The organism is Bacillus sp. KICET-3, assembly GCF_033261025.1.
Lineage (GTDB): Bacteria > Bacillota > Bacilli > Bacillales > Bacillaceae > Bacillus > Bacillus sonorensis.
The window spans coordinates 1442155-1461661 of record NZ_CP137345.1 but is presented as its reverse complement, the minus strand read 5'-3'; the positions used below and the strand labels follow the sequence as shown (position 1 = coordinate 1461661).

The 19507-nt window shown below is 46.5% G+C and carries 20 protein-coding genes and 1 pseudogene; 4 read left to right on the top strand and 17 right to left on the bottom strand.

What is annotated here, in order from left to right; translation table 11 throughout:
- Positions 1-2 precede the first annotated feature (2 nt).
- The 6 genes and pseudogenes from R5H20_RS07380 to ggt all read right to left on the bottom strand — a co-directional run bounded on the left by R5H20_RS07380 (position 3) and on the right by ggt (position 6674).
- Positions 3-646, bottom strand: a pseudogene (locus tag R5H20_RS07380) (YesL family protein).
- A 149-nt stretch (positions 647-795) separates the two neighbouring features.
- Positions 796-1863, bottom strand: a complete 1068-nt coding sequence (locus tag R5H20_RS07375) for a sulfate/molybdate ABC transporter ATP-binding protein (RefSeq protein ID WP_006638539.1) — start codon at positions 1861-1863, stop codon at positions 796-798.
- A 4-nt stretch (positions 1864-1867) separates the two neighbouring features.
- Complete coding sequence (gene cysW / locus R5H20_RS07370) at positions 1868-2659, bottom strand: sulfate ABC transporter permease subunit CysW (RefSeq protein WP_236836175.1); 792 nt, start codon at positions 2657-2659, stop codon at positions 1868-1870.
- 65 nt (positions 2660-2724) lie between these two features.
- On the bottom strand, positions 2725-3564 hold the full coding sequence (gene cysT / locus R5H20_RS07365) for a sulfate ABC transporter permease subunit CysT (protein ID WP_034325803.1): 840 nt from the start codon (positions 3562-3564) through the stop codon (positions 2725-2727).
- Between the two features lie 21 nt (positions 3565-3585).
- Entirely contained in the window at positions 3586-4611 is a 1026-nt protein-coding gene (locus tag R5H20_RS07360) for a sulfate ABC transporter substrate-binding protein (protein ID WP_029418620.1), read from the bottom strand.
- Between the two features lie 302 nt (positions 4612-4913).
- Positions 4914-6674: a gamma-glutamyltransferase gene (ggt, locus tag R5H20_RS07355; RefSeq protein WP_006638543.1), complete on the bottom strand. Its 1761-nt coding sequence runs from the start codon at positions 6672-6674 to the stop codon at positions 4914-4916.
- Between the two features lie 327 nt (positions 6675-7001).
- On the opposite strand from ggt, the gene R5H20_RS07350 reads away from it, so the two are divergent.
- The 4 genes from R5H20_RS07350 to R5H20_RS07335 all read left to right on the top strand — a co-directional run bounded on the left by R5H20_RS07350 (position 7002) and on the right by R5H20_RS07335 (position 9662).
- Complete coding sequence (locus R5H20_RS07350) at positions 7002-7619, top strand: DUF47 domain-containing protein (protein WP_006638544.1); 618 nt, start codon at positions 7002-7004, stop codon at positions 7617-7619.
- Between the two features lie 12 nt (positions 7620-7631).
- Entirely contained in the window at positions 7632-8630 is a 999-nt protein-coding gene (locus R5H20_RS07345) for an inorganic phosphate transporter (RefSeq protein ID WP_006638545.1), read from the top strand.
- Between the two features lie 112 nt (positions 8631-8742).
- Positions 8743-9489 (top strand): type II toxin-antitoxin system SpoIISA family toxin, encoded by a 747-nt coding sequence (locus tag R5H20_RS07340; RefSeq protein WP_006638546.1) that lies wholly within the window; start codon positions 8743-8745, stop codon positions 9487-9489.
- Positions 9489-9662 carry a type II toxin-antitoxin system SpoIISB family antitoxin gene (locus tag R5H20_RS07335; RefSeq protein ID WP_029418621.1) on the top strand — a complete coding sequence of 58 codons (174 nt, stop codon included), beginning with the start codon at positions 9489-9491 and terminating at the stop codon, positions 9660-9662. The genes R5H20_RS07340 and R5H20_RS07335 overlap by 1 nt, the downstream gene beginning before the upstream one ends.
- A gap of 299 nt (positions 9663-9961) precedes the next feature.
- On the opposite strand, the gene R5H20_RS07330 is transcribed toward R5H20_RS07335, so the two are convergent.
- The 11 genes from R5H20_RS07330 to R5H20_RS07275 all read right to left on the bottom strand — a co-directional run bounded on the left by R5H20_RS07330 (position 9962) and on the right by R5H20_RS07275 (position 19497).
- Positions 9962-11230, bottom strand: a complete 1269-nt coding sequence (locus R5H20_RS07330; RefSeq protein ID WP_006638548.1) for an MFS transporter — start codon at positions 11228-11230, stop codon at positions 9962-9964.
- Positions 11231-11257: 27 nt separating this feature from the next.
- Positions 11258-12274, bottom strand: a complete 1017-nt coding sequence (locus tag R5H20_RS07325; protein ID WP_006638549.1) for a zinc-binding alcohol dehydrogenase family protein — start codon at positions 12272-12274, stop codon at positions 11258-11260.
- A 19-nt stretch (positions 12275-12293) separates the two neighbouring features.
- Positions 12294-13142, bottom strand: coding sequence for an SDR family oxidoreductase (locus R5H20_RS07320; RefSeq protein ID WP_006638550.1), 849 nt, complete (start codon positions 13140-13142; stop codon positions 12294-12296).
- Complete coding sequence (gene uxuA / locus R5H20_RS07315; protein WP_006638551.1) at positions 13118-14215, bottom strand: mannonate dehydratase; 1098 nt, start codon at positions 14213-14215, stop codon at positions 13118-13120. The genes R5H20_RS07320 and uxuA overlap by 25 nt, the downstream gene beginning before the upstream one ends.
- Before the next feature lie 16 nt (positions 14216-14231).
- The gene (locus R5H20_RS07310) at positions 14232-15248 is read right to left on the bottom strand and encodes a zinc-binding alcohol dehydrogenase family protein (RefSeq protein ID WP_006638552.1); all 1017 of its coding nucleotides are present in this window, start codon (positions 15246-15248) and stop codon (positions 14232-14234) included.
- Positions 15249-15261: 13 nt separating this feature from the next.
- Positions 15262-15948 (bottom strand): GntR family transcriptional regulator, encoded by a 687-nt coding sequence (locus tag R5H20_RS07305; RefSeq protein WP_006638553.1) that lies wholly within the window; start codon positions 15946-15948, stop codon positions 15262-15264.
- Positions 15949-16360: 412 nt separating this feature from the next.
- On the bottom strand, positions 16361-17434 hold the full coding sequence (locus tag R5H20_RS07295; protein ID WP_029418626.1) for a peptidoglycan recognition protein family protein: 1074 nt from the start codon (positions 17432-17434) through the stop codon (positions 16361-16363).
- Positions 17435-17472: 38 nt separating this feature from the next.
- Positions 17473-17736, bottom strand: a complete 264-nt coding sequence (locus tag R5H20_RS07290; RefSeq protein ID WP_006638556.1) for a phage holin — start codon at positions 17734-17736, stop codon at positions 17473-17475.
- Positions 17737-17750: 14 nt separating this feature from the next.
- Complete coding sequence (locus R5H20_RS07285; protein WP_006638557.1) at positions 17751-18020, bottom strand: hemolysin XhlA family protein; 270 nt, start codon at positions 18018-18020, stop codon at positions 17751-17753.
- 53 nt (positions 18021-18073) lie between these two features.
- A complete protein-coding gene (locus R5H20_RS07280) occupies positions 18074-18904 on the bottom strand; it encodes a glycerophosphodiester phosphodiesterase family protein (protein ID WP_040348387.1) in 831 nt (276 codons plus the stop codon).
- Between the two features lie 245 nt (positions 18905-19149).
- Positions 19150-19497 (bottom strand): hypothetical protein, encoded by a 348-nt coding sequence (locus R5H20_RS07275; protein WP_006638559.1) that lies wholly within the window; start codon positions 19495-19497, stop codon positions 19150-19152.
- Between the last annotated feature and the right edge of the window lie 10 nt (positions 19498-19507).

The following is a 19507-nucleotide window of genomic DNA, read 5'->3' as shown; positions in this document are numbered from 1 at the left end:
CTTCATTTCAAGCGCATGAAGGAAGCCTGTTTTTTCTCATGGCGGCTGTCAACTGCACGGAAAGCGCGAATCGCCAGTTTGTTCAGAACAAGACTCAGGGCGCTCCCGCTGAAAAACAAAAGAAATGCGACGTGGAATAAAGCGAGCAGGACGAAACCAAAAGCGCTGATCATCATCAACAAAGAAGTGAGCGGGCGGGAAAAGCCGATGATAAAGCTGTATTTCAGCACCTCGATCTGTTTCACATCATAGTGGGCATCGATCGGAAAAACGTATAAGAGGATGATGGCATATATCATAAAAGGCTGATGAATAAGCTTAATACGGCGGGCTGGTCGCGAAAATAGACGGCGGCGATTGAAAAATCGACATACAGCAAAAGGGCGATGAGCGATAACACCAGTCCGAGAATAACTGATCTTCCCCACTGTTTTTTAAATTCGCTAAAAAACGTCTGAAAAACAGGGATATCCGTCTTTCCCATCGCCCATTGCCTTGTGACGGCAAACATGGCGCAAGTCGCCGGAGCCAATCCGAATATGACCAATCCAGCTGCAGAAAAACCGATCCACAGCAAATTCAGAAGCGCAAGCCTCATCACCCAGTCGCAAAACCGGTAAAATCCGTTCGACAATACGTGAATCATGACACCACTCCCTTACCTCATCTCAAACCCAACGGAAACGCTTACATTTTGCAGAACAAAGTCTGATTTTGTATATTTCGATTCCCGTCAAATAATTCCTGCTTTCTTGAGGCTGAAAAATGGGAGCCAAACGGCTCCCAACAGGGGTTTTACGAAGAGCAGAAGACTTTCAGCTGTTTTGGCCGTACATATAAATCGTCCCCTACTGTAATTTGAAGCTTGAGAAAATACTCTTTTGTCAATTCAATTTCGATGATGTCCCCGGTGTCCGTTCGTTTCAGCTCAAGCTGAACCGTCGAGCCGATCGCGCGGATGTGTTCCGCCTGGCAATGAATTCCGCTTTCATCGTTCGGTGTTTTTTCAACGATAAAATGATGAGGTCTTGCAAACCCGACTCCGCTGGCAGCTGTCTTGATCGTCTTCACATCCCCGGGCACTTCAAACTTGAAATTCCCATCATAAATATAACCGCTGTCAAGCCGGCCTTTAAATTGATTGACTGTCCCAAGAAAATCGTACACGAACGGATTTTCAGGCATTTCATAAACAGCTTCAGGTGTGCCGACCTGCTCGATCCTTCCGTCGTTCATAATCACGACGCGGTCTGAAATGTCAAGCGCTTCCTCCTGGTCATGGGTGACAAAGACGCTTGTAATATGAAATTCGTCATGCACTTTTCGAAGCCAGCGCCTCAATTCTTTCCTTACTTTTGCATCCAATGCGCCGAACGGTTCATCCAACAGCAGCACTTGGGGATTGACAGCAAGGGCGCGGGCGAGTGCAACCCTTTGCCTCTGTCCGCCGGAAAGCTGTGAAGGATATCTTTCGCCAAACTCTTTGAGTCTGACAATGTTCAGCAGTTCATCAACTTTTTGCTTGATTTCCTTTTTTGAAAGTCTTTCTTTGCGGGGGCGGACTTTCAAACCGTAGGCCACATTTTCAAAAACGGTCATATTGCGAAAAAGGGCGTAATGCTGAAAAACAAATCCGACATTGCGGTTTTTCACATGTACATTTGTTTGATCAGCCCCCTCAAACAAAATGCTTCCCTGATCAGCCTGTTCGAGCCCGGCAATGATCCTGAGCAAGGTTGTTTTCCCGGACCCCGACGGCCCCAGCAGGGAAATCAGCTCTCCTTTTTTGATTTCAAGATTGATATCTTTCAACACATGAAATTCACCATACGACTTGGAAACATGTTTGATTGAGATTCCCATATTACTAAGCTCCTTTTCCTGCCGTTTTTGTCTTTTTCTCGAGAATATTTTTCAGCACCAATGTAATTAATGCCAAAATAGACATTAATGAAGCGACGGCAAATGCGGCTGAAAATTGGTATTCGTTATATAAAATTTCGATGTGGAGCGGCATGGTATTCGTCTCGCCTCTAATATGGCCGGATACAACAGATACGGCGCCGAATTCGCCGATCGCCCTCGCTCCGCATAAGATCACGCCGTACAGCAGGGCCCATTTGATGTTCGGCAGTGTAATGTACCAAAATGTTTTCCAGCCCCCTGCTCCGAGGGTCAGCGATGCCTCTTCTTCAGACGATCCCTGGCTCTGCATAAAAGGAATCAGCTCGCGCGCGACAAACGGGAGCGTCACAAACAATGTTGCCAGCACAATTCCCGGCAGAGAGTAGACAATCTTTACGCCATGGTCCAACAGCCATGGACCGAACACTCCTGTCGTTCCAAAGAGAAGAACGAATACAAGTCCGGCAATCACGGGCGATACCGCGAAAGGCAAATCGAGCAATGTGACAAGAACGTTTTTCCCTTTAAAGTCATATTTCGTCACCAGCCAGGCGGCCGCTATGCCGAAGACGGCCGAGAGCGGCACGGTTATCGCCAGCACAATGAGCGTCAGCCTGATGGCCGACAGAGCGCCCGGGTCTGTAATGGACGCCAGATAAACATCCGCTCCCTTTTCAAAAGCCTTAATAAAAATGGCGGCAAGAGGCAGCAGCAAAAAGATCGATAGAAATAGATAGACGATGGCGACCAGCACCGCCTTCGTGGTTTTCGTGCCAAATGATTGATGTGTTTGAATTTGCGTCTGGACGTTCAATTTTGTCAGCTCCTTACCCACCGATTTGATATGCGCCACTGAAAGAGATTGATCACCAGCAGCAGTAAGAATGAAATGACAAGCATGACGCAAGCCACAGCCGTTGCCCCGCTGTAATCATACTGTTCAAGCTTCGTCATGATTATCAGCGGCGTAATTTCCGTTTTGTACGGTATATTGCCGGCGATAAAGACGACTGAGCCGTATTCGCCGAGGGAGCGGGCAAATGCCAGCGAAAACCCTGTAATCAGAGAAGGAAGCAGCTGGGGAAAAATCACTTTCCTGAAGGTTTGGCGAGGAACCGCCCCGAGAATGGCTGATGCTTCCTCTACTTCTTTCTCAATATTTTCAATCACCGGCTGCACAGTTCTCACGATAAAAGGAAGACCGATAAACACTAAGGCGATGATGATTCCGAGCGGTGTAAACGCAACTTTGACATGCAAAAATTGCCCGATCCACCCATTTGGCGAGTAAAGTGACGTAAGCGCGATACCTGCGACTGCGGTCGGCAGTGCAAACGGAAGATCGACAAGCCCGTCTAGCAGTTTTTTTCCGGGAAACGTATAACGGGTCATGACCCAAGCGATTAAAAGGCCGAACACGGCGTTGACAATGGCGGCCGCCAGAGCCGTCAACACCGTCAGCCTGATGGAAGCCGCCACTCTTGGTTCGGCAACCGCCTGCCAAAAATCGTGAAATCCCATCGAGGCCGTTTTCATAAACACCATTGTTAAAGGAATGAGGACAATCATGCCGAGGTATGCCATCGTGATTCCGAAACTGATGCCGAATCCGGGAAATATGTTTTTTCTTTTTGTATACCGCGCACCTGCTGTTTTGATTTTTTACACCTCCAGCTCTTTTTATTTTCTGTACAATTGATCAAATATTCCGCCGTCGTTGAAATGCTTTTCTTGAGCCTTTTTCCAGCCGCCGAAGGCATCATTTACATTGGCCATCTCAACGCGCGGAAACTGTTTTTGAAATTTTTGAAGCACTTTTTGATCCCTCGGCCGGTAGTAATGCTTGGCGGCAATCTCTTGGCCTTTTTCGGAATATAAATATTCGAGGTATGCTTTTGCAGCCTTTTCCGTCCCTTTCCGCTCGGCGACTTTATCAACAACCGCGACAGGCGGTTCAGCCAAAATGCTGATCGATGGGTAGACGATCTCAAATTTATCTTTCCCAAGCTCATTCAACGTGAGATATGCTTCATTCTCCCAGGCAATCAGCACATCGCCCAGCCCTCGTTCGACAAATGTCGTCGTCGCTCCGCGGGCCCCGGAATCCAGCACTTCCACATGGCCGTATAAATCTTTCATATAGGACTCTATTTGTTTCTGGTTTCCTTTATAGGCCTTATCAGCATATGCCCAGGCAGCCAGGTAGTTCCACCTTGCGCCCCCCGATGTTTTTGGATTCGGAGTGATGACTGACACACCATCCTTGACCAAATCGTCCCAGTCCTTAATCTGTTTGGGATTGCCTTTTTTCACAAGAAAAACAATCGTTGATGTATAAGGGGTTGAGTTGTCAGGCAGCTCTTCTTGCCAATTTTTAGACAAAAGGCCTTGCGCTGCGATGCTGTCGATATCATAAGCCAGCGCCAGAGTCGCCACGTCCGCTTCAAGTCCGTCGATGATGGATCTCCCCTGTTTGCCCGATCCTCCATGTGACTGCTTAATCGTCACGTTTTGGCCGCTCTTTTGTTTCCAATACGTTTGAAAGGCCTGATTATATTCCTGATAAAGCTCCCTTGTCGGATCATAGGAAACATTCAAAAGCTCGATGGAATCTGAATCGGAAGACTGGGTGTTTCCGCTTGAGCAGCCCGCTCCAACCAGTGTAAAAACGAGTAATAGCATCGAAATATTTCTGAACCATTTCATCAAATAGCCCTCCTTTAAATGTTATTTTTATATGTTGATATAGGCGGTTTCGCTACTCTTCTTTTCTCTAAAATGGCGAAAAACGCGCCCGGCAAGCCCTTAATCGGTACAAAAAAACCCTTGACATATGTGTGGTAGACATGTCAAGGGCCTTCGGTTTTCCGATCAGCAGGCTTTTTTCAGCTCAAATTTATCTCAATAATATTCAAAGTATTCCTACAAGTCAACTATGTTTTAAAATATATTTTTCCGCATGCAAAAGGCTTGACTGGGGTTTCGCCCAATCAAGCCTTCTCAGCCTTCTATTTTTTTGCTTTTGCCGATTTTTTAATATTTACGCCGACCGCCGTCCCGTTTCTGCTGGAATCGGCGACACCCATAAATGATTTGTTTTCCCGGTCAATGAAAATGCTCTGCACATTGCCGATATCGACCGGACTCGTTCCAAACTTATGGCCAAATTCATTGAGCCTCAGTCTCACATCTTCAGGCATTCCGGATTCATAACGGTAGGAAGAAATGCTGTTCGTGTAGATCCTGGGCTCCTCAATCGCGTCCTGAAGGCTCATGCCGTATTCAAAATAATTGAGGATCGTCTGGAAAACGGACGCGATGATCGTCGTTCCTCCAGGCGAGCCGACTGTCAGCACAGGTTTGTCATCTTTAAAGACAATGGTCGGCGTCATGCTGGACAGCGGCCTTTTATTCGGCTGCACTTCATTGGCTCCGCCCGGCACCGCATCAAAATCGGTCAGTTCATTGTTTAAAAACAATCCGTATTCAGGAACCATAATTCCGGTTCCGAAAAGCTGTTCAATCGTGGTCGTATATGAAACGACATTGCCCCATTGATCTGTGACAGTAAAGTGCGTCGTTTCTCCGATCTTTTTATCATCAGGCTGCTGCACGATTTTATAGTTCTGCTCGCCTGTTTCATATTTCCACGGATCGCCCTCTTTCACGTCGCGGTTTACCGAATCGAGGCTGATCAGCTTTTGCCGCTCCTTAATATAATCGTCATCCAGCAGACCCTGCAGCGGAACATTGACAAACTCGGGATCTCCGGCATATGCCGCTCTATCCGCATAGGCCAGGTGCATCGTTTCCGCCAAGAGATGATATTTCTCAAATGACTTCGGATCATACTGGGAAACGTGAAAATCATCGATCAGCTTCAGCAGTTGCAGCATGAAAACCCCGCCTGAACTCGGAGGAGGCATGCTCGCAATATCATAGCCATGATATTCTCCCCAGATCGGCTTATCGGTTGTCACCTCATAGCGGGCCAGATCGTCCGCTGTCATGGACCCTCCGAAATCCTGCACGACATCCGCGACCGCCTTGCCGATCTTTCCTTTATAAAAAGCCTTTGACCCTTCTTCTCTAATCAATTTAAACGTTTTCGCCAAATCTTTTTGAACGAGAATATCCCCCTCTTTCAGCGGTTTTCCGTCCGGAACAAAAATATCTTTCGCAGCCGTTTTGCTCAGCTTGTCCTGATGTTCCTCAATCGCATCAGCCAGCACCGAATCGATTGGAAACCCTTCCTCGGCAAGCTTGATCGAAGGAGTAATCAGGTCCTTCATTTTTTTTGTGCCCCATTTTTCATGCGCCGCTTCAAGTCCCTTCAGCGTCCCCGGGACACCGACTGCATTTCCGTGTGTTGATCGCTTTGAAAAAGGAATCGCTTTGCCGTCCTCATCTAAAAACATATCCGGAGTTGCGCCTTGAGGTGCACGCTCACGGCTGTTGATGATCGAAGTCTCCTTCGTTTTTCCGTCGTAGACCATCATAAATCCGCCGCCCCCAAGTCCCGACATCATCGGCTCTGTGACATTCAGGGCAAATTGAATCGCAATCGACGCATCAATCGCATTTCCGCCTTTTCTCAACACTTCCGCACCAATTTCAGATGCCAACGGATGGGCTGTAGCCACCATTCCGTCTTTTCCGACGGCAACCTTATCCCCATTGTCAGCCGGGCCCTCTGCTTTCGAAACTGGACTGAAAAAGCAACCAACCGCTAAACAAACAACAAAAACCATGATAGCAAAACGTCTCATCTGCTCACTCCCTTTCCAGTTTATTACTACTATAACAAGAAAATGGACAGAAGATAAAGAAAAATCCCAATATTCGATAATTTTAAACCAAAACTCCCGTTTTTTTAAAAAACAAACCGGCAATGATCCTTCAGGCATAATTGAAGGAAGGAAAAACAGACTATTCATAAGGAAATTTCGTTTTTCTTTTCGGCCATACTGTTTACAAAAACATCACAACGTCTGAAAATTAATTGTTTTTTTCGACTGTACCTGTTTTTTTTCGACAAAAAGTAATATAATATTTTGATGTGTGCATTGTCTCATTTAAACAATGGAGGGTTACAAATGTTGAAAAGAAAAAAAGACAAGTTTTCTGTACTTTTGACGGAAATTGCAAAGAATTTAGACGAAACAGCCGAGTATTTTGTTAACTATAAAGTGACGAATCAAACGACCCTTAAAGAATTTGCAGATACCTTAAAAGAGTATGAGACAAAAGGAGATAACTATGTACATACGATGATTAAGGAACTGAACAAGGCTTTTATCACACCGATTGAGCGCGAAGACATCCTTCAGCTGACAAACAGCCTTGACGATGTGCTCGACGGAATCGAACACTTTTCAGCCATGATGGAAATTTTCTCGATTACGTCATCAGACGAACACATTGACAAATTCAGCGGCTATATCAGAGAATGTGCGAAAGAAATTTTGATTACAATCGAATTGATGGCTGACAACCGCCTGAAGGAAATTCAGCCTCATGCCATCAAAATTAAAGAATACGAACATAACTGCGACAATCTTCACCGCAAATCATTAAAAAACCTATTTGGTACGGAAACAGATCCAATTAAAGTCATTCAATACCGGGAAATTTATGAAACGCTTGAAGAAATCGCGGACTCATGCCAAAGTGTAGCAAACAATTTAGAAACCATCATAATGAAAAATGCGTAACGAGGGATTATAATGGATCTTTTATTTGTGTTAACCATACTGATTGTCATCTTTGCTTTGGCATTTGACTTTATCAACGGGTTCCATGATACTGCAAATGCGATCGCCACCTCGGTATCGACAAAAGCTTTAAAACCTAGGCACGCCATTATCATGGCTGCCCTAATGAACTTTGTCGGCGCCATGACGTTCACGGGGGTGGCGAAAACGATCACGAGCGATATCGCCGATCCTTTTAAACTGCAGAACGGATCAGTGGTCATTCTGGCTGCTCTGATCGCCGGAATCACGTGGAATCTCGTCACATGGTACTTCGGCATTCCAAGCAGCTCTTCCCACGCGATTATTGGGGCGATTGCCGGAGCTGTTATCGCATCAGACGGATTCGGCGCGATTAAATACAGCGGATTTATTAAAATTATCGAAGCACTTATTTTATCACCGATTCTCGCCTTTGTTGTAGGATATATCGTCTACACCATCGTCAAACTTATTTTTAAAAACAGCAACCTTGCCAAAACAAACAAGCAGTTCCGCCGGGTGCAAATCGCGACAGCGGCGCTGCAATCCTACACACACGGAACGAACGACGCCCAAAAATCGATGGGGATCATTACGATGGCATTGATTGCCGGCGGCATGCACAACACGCACGATGTCCCTTTTTGGGTACAATTCGCATGCGCCTTGGCCATGGGTCTTGGAACATCTGTCGGCGGCTGGAAAATCATTAAAACCGTCGGCGGCAAAATCATGAAGCTCCGCCCTGTCAACGGTGTTTCCGCCGACTTAACGGGCGCTGCGATCATCTTTGGGGCCACAATCATTCACTTGCCTGTCAGCACGACTCATGTTATTTCTTCATCGATTCTCGGAGTCGGCTCCGCCCACAGGGTGAAAGGCGTCAACTGGGGTACGGCCAAGCGAATGGTCATCACATGGGTGATTACCCTTCCGATTGCAGGAACTCTCGGCGCATTTGCCTACTTTATTCTGGATTTGTTCTTTTAATACATCAGCTCCCGTCCAAAAACATCTGGGCGGGAGTTTTCATGTTTAAGAGATTTTCGGCATATCTATAGAAGCAGTACTGCACTCATTTCTCGGGAAGAGGGAACAAGTCATGCTGCTTTTTTATCAATTCTCAGTTTGGGTTATCGTTCTGGCTTTGGCTCTGTACGTTTTTGCCGTGTGGCGCTTTGAAAAAAAGATGAAAGAAAAAACGATTGCCATCCGGAAAACCTGGTATCTCCTTTATGTAATCGGCGCCGTGATTTACTGGACGTACAATCCGCAGTCCCTTTTTACAGACCCGCTTCATTATCTGATCGTCGCCGTTTTTTTCACGCTGACCGATGCATTTATTTTCTTAAACGCCTACTTTAAAAAACTGGGCAGCAATGAACTGGCGACAGACACAAGAGAGCTGCTCGAAGAAAACAACGACCTGCTTCACACCTATCAAAACAGGCTGAAAACGTTCCAATACCTATTGAAAAACGAACCGATTCACATCTATTATGGAGATATAGAAGCTTATGCAGAAGGCATTGAAAAACTCATTAAACGGTTTGCCGAAAAAATGAATATATCTGCCTCACTCTGTGAATATAATTCAGAGCAGAGCAAAGATCATTTGCTTGAACACATGGAAAACCGTTTCGCTGTTCAGGAAAAGCTGGAGCGAAAAGATGTATATTACGAAGAAAACGGAAAAATGGTCCTGATTCCATTTTCTATCCATGAATACGACTATGTCATGAAACTGACTTCCGAGGACCTTGTCACTGAATTTGATTATCTTCTGTTTACTTCTTTAACGAGCATCTATGATCTCCTGCTACCATACGAAGAGGAAGGTGACGAATGATGGAGCCGGTTTTTCAGCACGACGAAGACCGTTCAATCAAGCGCGGCGCGTGGAAAGTATTTAAAAAACAATCGAGAACAAATATCGCCAAATATGAACTCAGCCCTCATACCGAACGGATTTTCAGACAAAATGCACGGCTGATTGATGAGTATAAACGAAAAAATGCCTGACTCAGGACGGGAAATTGCTCCCGTCCTTATTCCGTTTTCCCCGTTCATACATACAATAAACCAAATGAATCCAATCAGGTGATGCTGTGAAAAAAATGAAGAAGCATGTGAAACACGTCGATTTTGCAAAATTTGGCCTCTCAGACTATACGACTCTCCTCAGGAAAAGAAGCGAGAAGGTGATAAAGGCGTTAAACAGACGAAAAAAGAAGAGCTGACCCGCAAAAAACCCCAGCTTGGCATGACGGCAATCCAAGCTGGGAATTCCCTTTTGATGTCAGCGCTTTCAAAATGATTTGCTATGATAAAAAATGTTCTTCTGATGAGAGCGATTGCGGCAACCGATCAGCCTTAATAGGTTTTACAAAGAATGCGACGCAAAGCGAACCTGCCACCGCAAGCCCCCCGGCAAGCAAAAACGCGCTCGTAAAGGCGCCGCTGTACTCTACAATGAATCCCGTGACAGTCGGTCCGATAATCCCTGACGTATTTGCGAGAAAATGCATGAACCCGCCCACACCCCCGACACGGTCAGGATGGACGATATCCTGAATAATCGCCCAATACGTGATGCCTGTCAAATATAAAAAGAAAACGGACAATGCCACTAATGCGACCGCTCCGTATGCCGTCGTCACCACTCCGGCCACCCCGATGCATACCGCCGCCGCCAAAAGACAAACGACAAGAACAGCTTTTCTCGAAAACATCTGCTTCCCCGTCACCTTGAAGATATAATCTGAAATAAATCCGCCTAATGCAAGACCGATAAACCCGACAACCCAAGGAATGATCGTCGCTATGCTCATATCGTGGATGCTCAGCCCGCGGGCGGTCGTTAAATAGCTCGGAAACCATGTTAAGAAGAAGAACAGAATGTAATTATATGAGAAAAAAGCAAATGCGGTAAAAAGGATCGTCGGCTGTTTTAAATAAAAGGACAACGGAATGCCGGCCCCTTTTTCCCGAGGCTCTTCTTTCCCCTCGACAGCGCTTTGAACCCCTGTCGGCCTGTCTTTTATAAGCGTCATCCAAAACCAGGTCCAAATCAGTCCAATCAGCATAATGAGAACAAAGGAAGCTTTCCAGCCCCAATGGATCGCAATCAGCCCGACGATCGGCCCCGACACAGCCCCTCCGAGCGGAGTTCCGCACATGGCCATTCCGAGCGCCCTCGCCCTTTCCTTTTTCGGAAACCAATTGTTGACCGCCTTGCTTGTGGCTGCTGAAAGAGGACCTTCTCCCATTCCAAAGATGACGCGGATGATAAACAATGAAGCAAAGTTGTATGTTAGCGCAATGGCTCCGCTGAATACCGACCATACAACCATTGCCGCCGATAACGTATGTTTTGCTCCATATTTGTCAGAAGCCCAGCCGCCAATGAAATTAAACACCGCATATCCGATGAAAAAGCTGCTGAACAGCATCCCCATTTGCGCGGGGCTGATGTGCAGGTCTTCCTGAATAAACGGGGCGGCGACAGACAGCGCCGAACGATCCAAGTAATTAATCACCCCTGCCAAAAAAAGCATCACAAGCACAAAGCCACGGCCGTTTGAAAACATGGGCAACCCCTCTTTCTGCATTTTTGCTCATTCCGACAAACCGATTACAACCTTCACCGGATTTCCTTCTCGAGCAAGCGCTGATTCAAAGCCGGAAGCAACCCTGCTGAACGGAAGGTATCCGGTAATAAAACGCTCCGCGTCGGCCAAGCCGTCCGCAATGGTTTGAATCACCATTTCAAAATCGCTCCGCAAAGCATTTCGGCTCGACAATATGGTCAGCTCTCTCTTGTGAAACTCGGGGTCCGGAAACGAAAGGTGATCCTTGACAAGCCCGGCAAATACAAGACGTCCCCCGTGCGCGGTGTACTTGTAAGCCTCGTTCATGGAAGCGGAATGGCCTGTCGCATCGAAAACCGCTTGAGGAAAATCGCCGCCTGTGATCCGCTTGATCTCAGCCCATGCACGGTCCCCCGCAATGACGGCTTCATCAGCCTCCGCCCACATCCGGCTGAATGCCAGACGTTCTTGGCGGATATCCATCGCGATCACTTTTGCCCCTTTCAATTTGGAAAATTTCATCACGCTGAGCCCGATGGGCCCCGCTCCAATGACAAGCACAGTTTCTCCTTTTTGGACATCCGCCCTTCTGACGGCATGGGCACCAATACTTAAACACTCGACGACCGCCGCTTCGCTGTATGTCAGATTCTCCGTTTTGATCAAGCAGTCCGCAGGAATCTTCACATACTCCTGCATCCCTCCGTCAATATGAACCCCGAGCACTTTAAGATTCATGCAGCAATTGGGCCTGCCGCTTCGGCAGGCGGCACAGCTCCCGCATTCCAAATAAGGAATGACTGTGACCGGGTCGCCCGGCTTCAGATTCTTGGATCCGTGAATGTCGGCAATTTCGCCTGCCAGCTCATGACCAAGCACCCTTGGATATGAAAAATACGGCTGTCTGCCGCAATAGGCGTGAAAATCAGTCCCGCAGATGCCTATGCGTTTGATTTTGACCAGTGCTTCACCATCAGTCGGTTCAGGCTCTTTCACTTCGATCATGCTGAAATGATAAGGTTTTTCACACACGATTTGTTTCATCCGGTTCGCCCTCCTATCACTAGACTCCCGTATAAGCCATAAACCCTCCATCAACCGGTACTGTAATGCCCGTGACAAAGCCTGACATCCCTTCATCCGCCAGCCATAGCAAAGTTCCCAATAAATCTTCAGGCTGTCCAAACCGTTTCATTGGAGTGCGTGAGATAATCTTTTCCGCTCTCTGCGTCAATCCGCCGTTATCGTCAAGTAGAAGCCGCTCGTTTTGTTTGGTCAGGAAAAAGCCCGGAGCAATGGCATTGACGCGGATTCCCGTTTCAGCCAAATAGACGGCAAGCCACTTTGTAAAATTTTCAATGCCGGCCTTTGCGGCGCTGTATGCGGGTACTTTCGTCATCGGGACCTGGGCGCTCATCGAGGAGATATTGATGACTGAAGCCCCCTTTCTGTTCAACATCGTTTTCGTAAATCGTTGCGTTGGAATAAAGGAACCGAGAAAATTTAAATTGAAAACAAATTGAAAATCTTCGACTTGCAAATCAAAAAACGTGGTGACATGTTCGTGTAAGAGGTGATCCGGATGCAGGGTTTCATTCGATGTCGTTGCATTTGGCTGGTTGCCGCCGGCTCCGTTGATCAGCAGATCGCAGCCGCCGAAACGTTGTGTTACGAGATGCTCCGCCCGTTCAACGCTTTTTTCATTTAGCACGTCACACTCGACTGCGATCGCCTCGCCGCCGGCATTCTGTATTTCGCCGGCTACAAGCTCCCCGTTTTCAACATTCCGGTTCAGGATCGCAACCTTCATGCCTTGGCGCCCGAGTTCCCGCGCCATTTCGCCGCAAAGCACGCCGCTGCCGCCGGTGATGACAGCCGTTTTTCCCTTTAAATATTGATGGATTTCAAGCATTGTGAAGCCCCCCGTTTTTCTCTTTCCAGAGAATCCCAAATGCCCCATAAATACATGATTCCTAGCGCCCTGTCATACAGCCCGTATCCCGGCCTGCAATTTTCATTCCAAATGTGGCGCCCGTGGTCCGGACGCACATAGCCTGAAAAGCCTATGTCATGATAGGCTTTGACAATCCCGCAAATATCAACAGAACCATCCGTCGTCCTATGGGACGTTTCGATAAAATCTTGATTGTCATAAACTTTCACATTGCGGATATGTGCGAACGGAATCCGATCAGGATACGTTTTGATAATCCGGATAATATCGTTTTCCAGATTGGCGCCTAAGGAGCCGCTGCAAAGGGTGACGCCGTTGGAAGGATCGTCAACAAGCCGAAGCAGACGCCCGATGCTTTCCCCGGAGGTGATAATGCGTGGAAGCCCGAAAACCGGCCATGGCGGATCATCCGGATGAATCGCCATTTTGATCCCGCAGCGCGCAGCGGTTGGAATGATCTGCTCCAAAAAGTATTGAAGATGGTTCCACAAATCCTCTTCTGTCACGTGTTGATACGCTTCAAAAAGCTTTGTCAAATGTTCCAGCCGCTCAGGCTCCCAGCCCGGCATCGTAAATTCCACGTTGTTTGCGATTTTATCAACAAGTTCAAAAGGATCGATTTGGTCGACTTTTGCGTGTTCATAAAACAAGGCGGTCGAACCGTCTTCCGCTTTTCTGTACAAATCGGTACGGAGCCAGTCAAATACCGGCATAAAATTGTAGCAGATCACTTTCACGCCCGCCTTGGCCAGGTTTTCGATTGTTCGTTTGTACCTTTCGATATAACGATCCCTCGTCGGCAGTCCAAGCTTAATATCCTCATGAATGTTAACGCTTTCAACAACATCGGTGTGAAAGCCGTGCTCTCCGCAAACCCGCTTGATCTCCATGATATCTTCCAGCGGCCATTCCTCACCTGCGGGGAGATGATGAAGCGCCCAAACGATCCCTTCAACACCTGGTATTTGCCTGATTTGCTCAAGGGTGACGGTATCATTTCCTTTTCCATACCATCTGAACACCATTTTCATCGCTTGCCCCTCCAGTTCAATAAGATAATATGATTTTTGTCACCTGATCGGGATGGTTCTTCGCTTTTTTCAGCGCCTCTTCGATTTTCGTAAACGGCATGATTTCAGTGATGAAAGATTCGGCCAGCTGCGGATTCCTATGCAAAAATCGAATGACATCCGGAAATTGATTGACGCTGTGCTTTGTTCCGTGTATTTCAATATCTTTCTTTGTCAGAAGGAGGCCAGGGACCGTCACATGTTCTCCTGTTAAGCCGACAATGACAATTCTCCCGCCCGCAGCAGCTAAATATATGGATTGTTCGATGGTCGCGGGAATTCCTGCCGCTTCGATGACAATGCCGGCGCCTTCCCCATTCGTCAGCTTGGAAACAGTGTGTTCCGCATTTTCTTCATGTGGATGAATAACCGTATCAGCGCCGAATGATTTCGCCAGCTCCAGACGTTCGCGTACTGGATCAACGGCGATCACAACCGCTTGAAACCGTTTTTTAATCTGTGCCAAAATCGTTAATCCTATCGGACCCATTCCCAATATGACAACCGTTTCACCGCTTTGAATGTTTGCGCGCGTGATCGCTTGGGCACCAATCGCAAACGGCTCGCATAAAGCGCCCGTCGCAAAATCCATCTGTTCCGGAATGGGATGAACATGCGTTTCCGGGACGGTGATATAATCCGCAAATCCCCCTCTGCGCACTGACCCGATCATATCAATGTTCACACAGGCATTCATTCTCCCTTTTCGGCAGGGATAGCAGCTTCCGCACGGAATGGCAGGTTCAATCACGACCCGTTCCCCAGGCGATCTGCCCTTCACCTGAGCCCCGGTTTTTTCAATGATGCCGGACAGCTCATGTCCAAAGATTTGCGGATATTGTGCATAAGGGTTTGAGCCGTCGTAAAAATGCACATCGCTTCCGCAAATACCGGCGGCCTTGACTTTCACAAGAACTTCATGGCCGCCGGGCTCGGGACGGGGCAGGTCTTGAAAAACAATCGAAAAGGGCTTTGTCATTACCGCTGCTTTCATGCAACCCCTCCTTTTAAAGCGCTTTCTTTTTAAAATAACCGGGAAATTCTTCGATCAGCATCTCCTTATCCACAATGACCAGCTTTAAATGCTCTTCAGCAATCCGGCGGGCTTCTGACGGCTGTTGTGCTTTGATCGCTTTGATGAGGGCCGCGTGCTGCTCATAAATCGTGTCCCAGTTAAAATCTGCAGCAAGTCTTAAAAAGCGGATTCTCCGAAACGGTACGTTCATTTGCTCGATCGCTGACCAAATATTCGCTTTGCGGCATCCTTCAAAAATCATTTTGTGAAACGCTTCATCCAAATCAAACAGACTCTCATAATTTTTCTGATCGATCGACATCTCCTGCATCTTCACATTGTGCTCAAGCTCGATCATCGTTTGCCCCGGGAAATCTCGGCACGCTAATTCGGCAACCGCCTTTTCAAGGTTTTCCCTCATAAATCTCGCTTCCTCCACCAAATCAAGGTCGATCAGCGATACCCGCGTTCCTTTTTGAGGATAAATTTCAAGCAGCCCTTCTTTTGACAGCTGAAGAAAAGCTTCCCTGACCGGCGTTCTGCTCACCTCATATTTTTCGGAAATTTCTTTTTCAGAAATGTGGCTTCCCGGTATGAGCCGAAATTTCATAATCTCTTCCTTAAGCAAATAATAAACCTGATCCCTTGTAGACCGTACGCTTGAGTGAGTGATGTTCATGATCCCACCTCCCTTCTTTCTTATACTACCATACTTGTATGGTAGTACGGTAGCTGTTTTTTGAAAGTTCAAAAATAAAAAGGCGAACTTCATATGTTAAAATTTTGATGTTGGCAAACTATTGTTGTGGGAGTGACCAGCACACAATGCTTATTTTTTTCGGTAAGTTTGTCTTACTCTATTTTTTCTGTTCAGTTGGATTTTCTATATTTAAGGTTATGTATTATAACATTGGAAAAAATCTTGTTAAAAAGACAGCTGAAGGCACAAAAATGAATTGGGCAATGAATGTTCTCGTTAAAAACGGTACGAAAATGGATGGGGACGATTACTTTATGACGGCTGTTTTGGCAGGTTTATTTGCGATTTATTTATGAAAGATACCCGCAGGCTCTCATGACAGAGAGCCTGTTTATTTTAATAACAATTCAATTTTCGCCTTTGTCCTCGGTCCATAAATACCGTCGGCAGCCAATCCGTTCATCATCTGAAACCGTTTCACCGCATCCGCCGTTTTCGGTCCGTAATATCCGTCAATGCCGTTGTTTTTTGCTCCCTTATCCGGGTAAAAATAAAGAGCCGCGAGCGCCTCTTGAATTTCCCGGACGGCCGTCCCTTTCATCAGCGGGCTTTTGACTTTATAGATGCCGGAGGGCAGTGTATAAGATGTCTTGCTGGTTGAAGATGACTTTTTCTTTGAGGCGACGGCAGCCAGCGCTTTTTCGGTGGCGGGGCCGTAAATGCCGTCGGCCGTGATCCCGGCTTGTTTTTGAAGAGACATCACCGCCTGTGCGGTTTCATTTCCGAAAGAGCCGTCGGCACCGGACTTCGGCAAAGGGAAGCCTGCGGCAATCAGCCGTTTTTGCAGAGCCTTTACGCTTGAGCCTGACGAGCCTTTTTTCAGAATCGTCCCTGTCGATTTGCACGATTGACTCGTTGCCGCCGTTGTGTTCGCTGCCGTTTGGTTCCCCAGGAGGGTGCCGACTTTTTTTCTGAATGCCGCAAGCTGGCTTGAATCGCTTACCCATGGCGCCGGACAGTTTTTGTTCGTCACATCATAGTGGCGGACGATGTTGTCAGTCAAAAGCCCGTAGCGCTTGCACAAATCCGCGACTAGTTCGGCAGTGTTCTGAACGGTTTCGCTGTGAATTTTACCGTCTTTTTCGACGCACATTTCGACGCCGATTGCCGCCGTGTTGGCATTCGGCTTTAGGAAGCTTACATAGCAGCGGTTCCCGTCATGCGCATGGCAGGCGACTTCATCCTCCGGAATGATCTGCTGCACTTCGCTCCGATCGACAAAATAATGAGCCGAAGCGTGGCGTTCATCGGCAATGCAAGTACTGTTGAAGTAATTCCTTTCATTTAATGCGGACGCCCCGGGTGTTGCCGTCCAGTGCATGACGATGCCTTTCACTCCCGACAATTTCAGTCCGGGCCGGGTGTACTGATTGACTTTCACAAAGTTTTTCACAACCTTAACCAATTGAACCACTCCTGAAAAAGGCTGCCCTGCCGGCAGCCTCATTTCGTCAGTCCTTTTTGTTGCAAAATCTCTTTTTGCAGCTTTCCTTTGTCAGTGACATAATTGTTTTTATACCAGGCGACAAGAGACGTAACGATTGTAAACACCGTGGAACCAGCTACATATAAGGCATCTGCCAATGTGTTGACCTGATCCTCGCTGATCGGCAAGGCTGTTTTACCGAACATGATCAACGTCTGGTTTACCAATGCAATAAAAAGAAGCGCCGTGCGAACCACTGTGCCTTTGTCAAAGCTTTTCATACGCGTTTTCCTCCTTATTTCTGCAAAAGGTTATAAAAAACGGCGATGGCCCCGCTGATGATGCCGGTGCTGACCGCCGTGACGATCGCGCCCGTAATGCTGCGCTTAATCCATGTTGTATTTTCTTCAATTTTGTTGAGCTTTTCATTAATCGACATAATCTGCTGATCGTGTCGGTCAGATGACCTCTCCAGTGTACTGACGCGCTGCTCGAGCGTTTTTTGATCAGCTTTCAGCTCTGTGATCCTTTTTTGAAACACGTCTAATTCCGGCGTTTGCGGCATATTGCATTCCTCCTGTCCACCTCCTCAGGAACGAGGGCAAAATAAAGACCCGTCTACATAGACGAGTCTAATTGTTTCCTAGTGTAAGCTGGATGATTGGTAAACAATCCATCAACTTTTAAGTGAAGCATTTTCTTTGTTAAGCCATTCTCACTCTCCGCATCAAAAAACACATGAATCTGCATGTTTTCCTTATGAATCATTTTGACAATGGCTTCATTGACCAATTTGGCATTCGGTCCGACTGCGGAGGCGTACGTTTTCATTTTTCTTAACGAATCAGGTGTTAAACGGCTGACTTCGTCATCGCGCAGGAGACGGGTCAACGGAATGTCTTTGTTGATTGAACGTATTTTCCGCAAGCTTTTTTCGCTGAACGATTCTACAACGACTTTGTTTTCCGCAATTAAATCATTCTTTTCAAGAATATCAGCCAGCTGTTTTTCCATGACCAATTGCCCGTTTTCGTCTTCTCTCGTTTCAATGTAATAGTTTGTTGACTTCCCGAATGTTTTGATGATCTCTTCGATGGTCAATATTTTCTGCCCCTTGCCGGCATCAAGCTTTTTAAGCTCTGATAACTTTAAATCGTGAACTTTCCCCTTTCCGTTTGTCGTTCTGGCGACATCCTTATCATGTATTGCAACGAGTTTTCCGTCTTTCGTTTGCCGCAGATCGATCTCGATGTCATCCGCTTTATCTTTGACTGCACGTTGATAGGATAATAGCGTATGCTCCGGTTCTAACGAAGAAGCTCCCCTGTGGGCAATCATTAAAGGATGGTACCTGTCCTCGGGGGCTGATTTTGTAGAATTCTCAGCCGCCGAGCAGCCGCTTATTAAAATGAATAGAGCGATAATGAGTAGGTAAATAAAGTTTTTCATAAGATCAAAAATATCATACTTTACTATCAATATCAAAAATTTCCTCTTTGAAAATATTCTTAAATAAATCCTTAAAGCACCAGTTTTATAGAATGAGCGCCGATCTTTTGATTTCTTCAGTACCAACGGTTTGTCACAGGGCAAAAAATAACCGGGATACTTTTTCTCCTTTTTTTTTCGCTTATTAATTAGATTCCAATAAAACAACACCCTCAGCTTAAGCCGAGGGTGCTGGGCATTTAAACTTATCGTTTAACAATAAAAGCAGGTGTTTTCACTTGGAAATTCCCTCCATTAACGGTATCGTGAAAATACCCTTTAATACGAACACTATTTTTTCCTTTCTTCAATTTAAGCTGTGAAATTTTAAACACTTTTGTCGGTGTCTGTAATTTAAAAGTTCCTGTTAGCAACTTACGAGATTCCCAATAATCTTTATTCCAAACTTCAGCCGAAAGCGTATATTTAAAATTCGCAATACTGCCGCCTCCATATTTTGCAACAACGTCTATAGAAGTTGCTTTCGGTGAATAGGAATCAGCATCGGTACAAATCTTTAAAACATAAGTATCATAGTAATCTGAACAAGGCATAAAACATTTC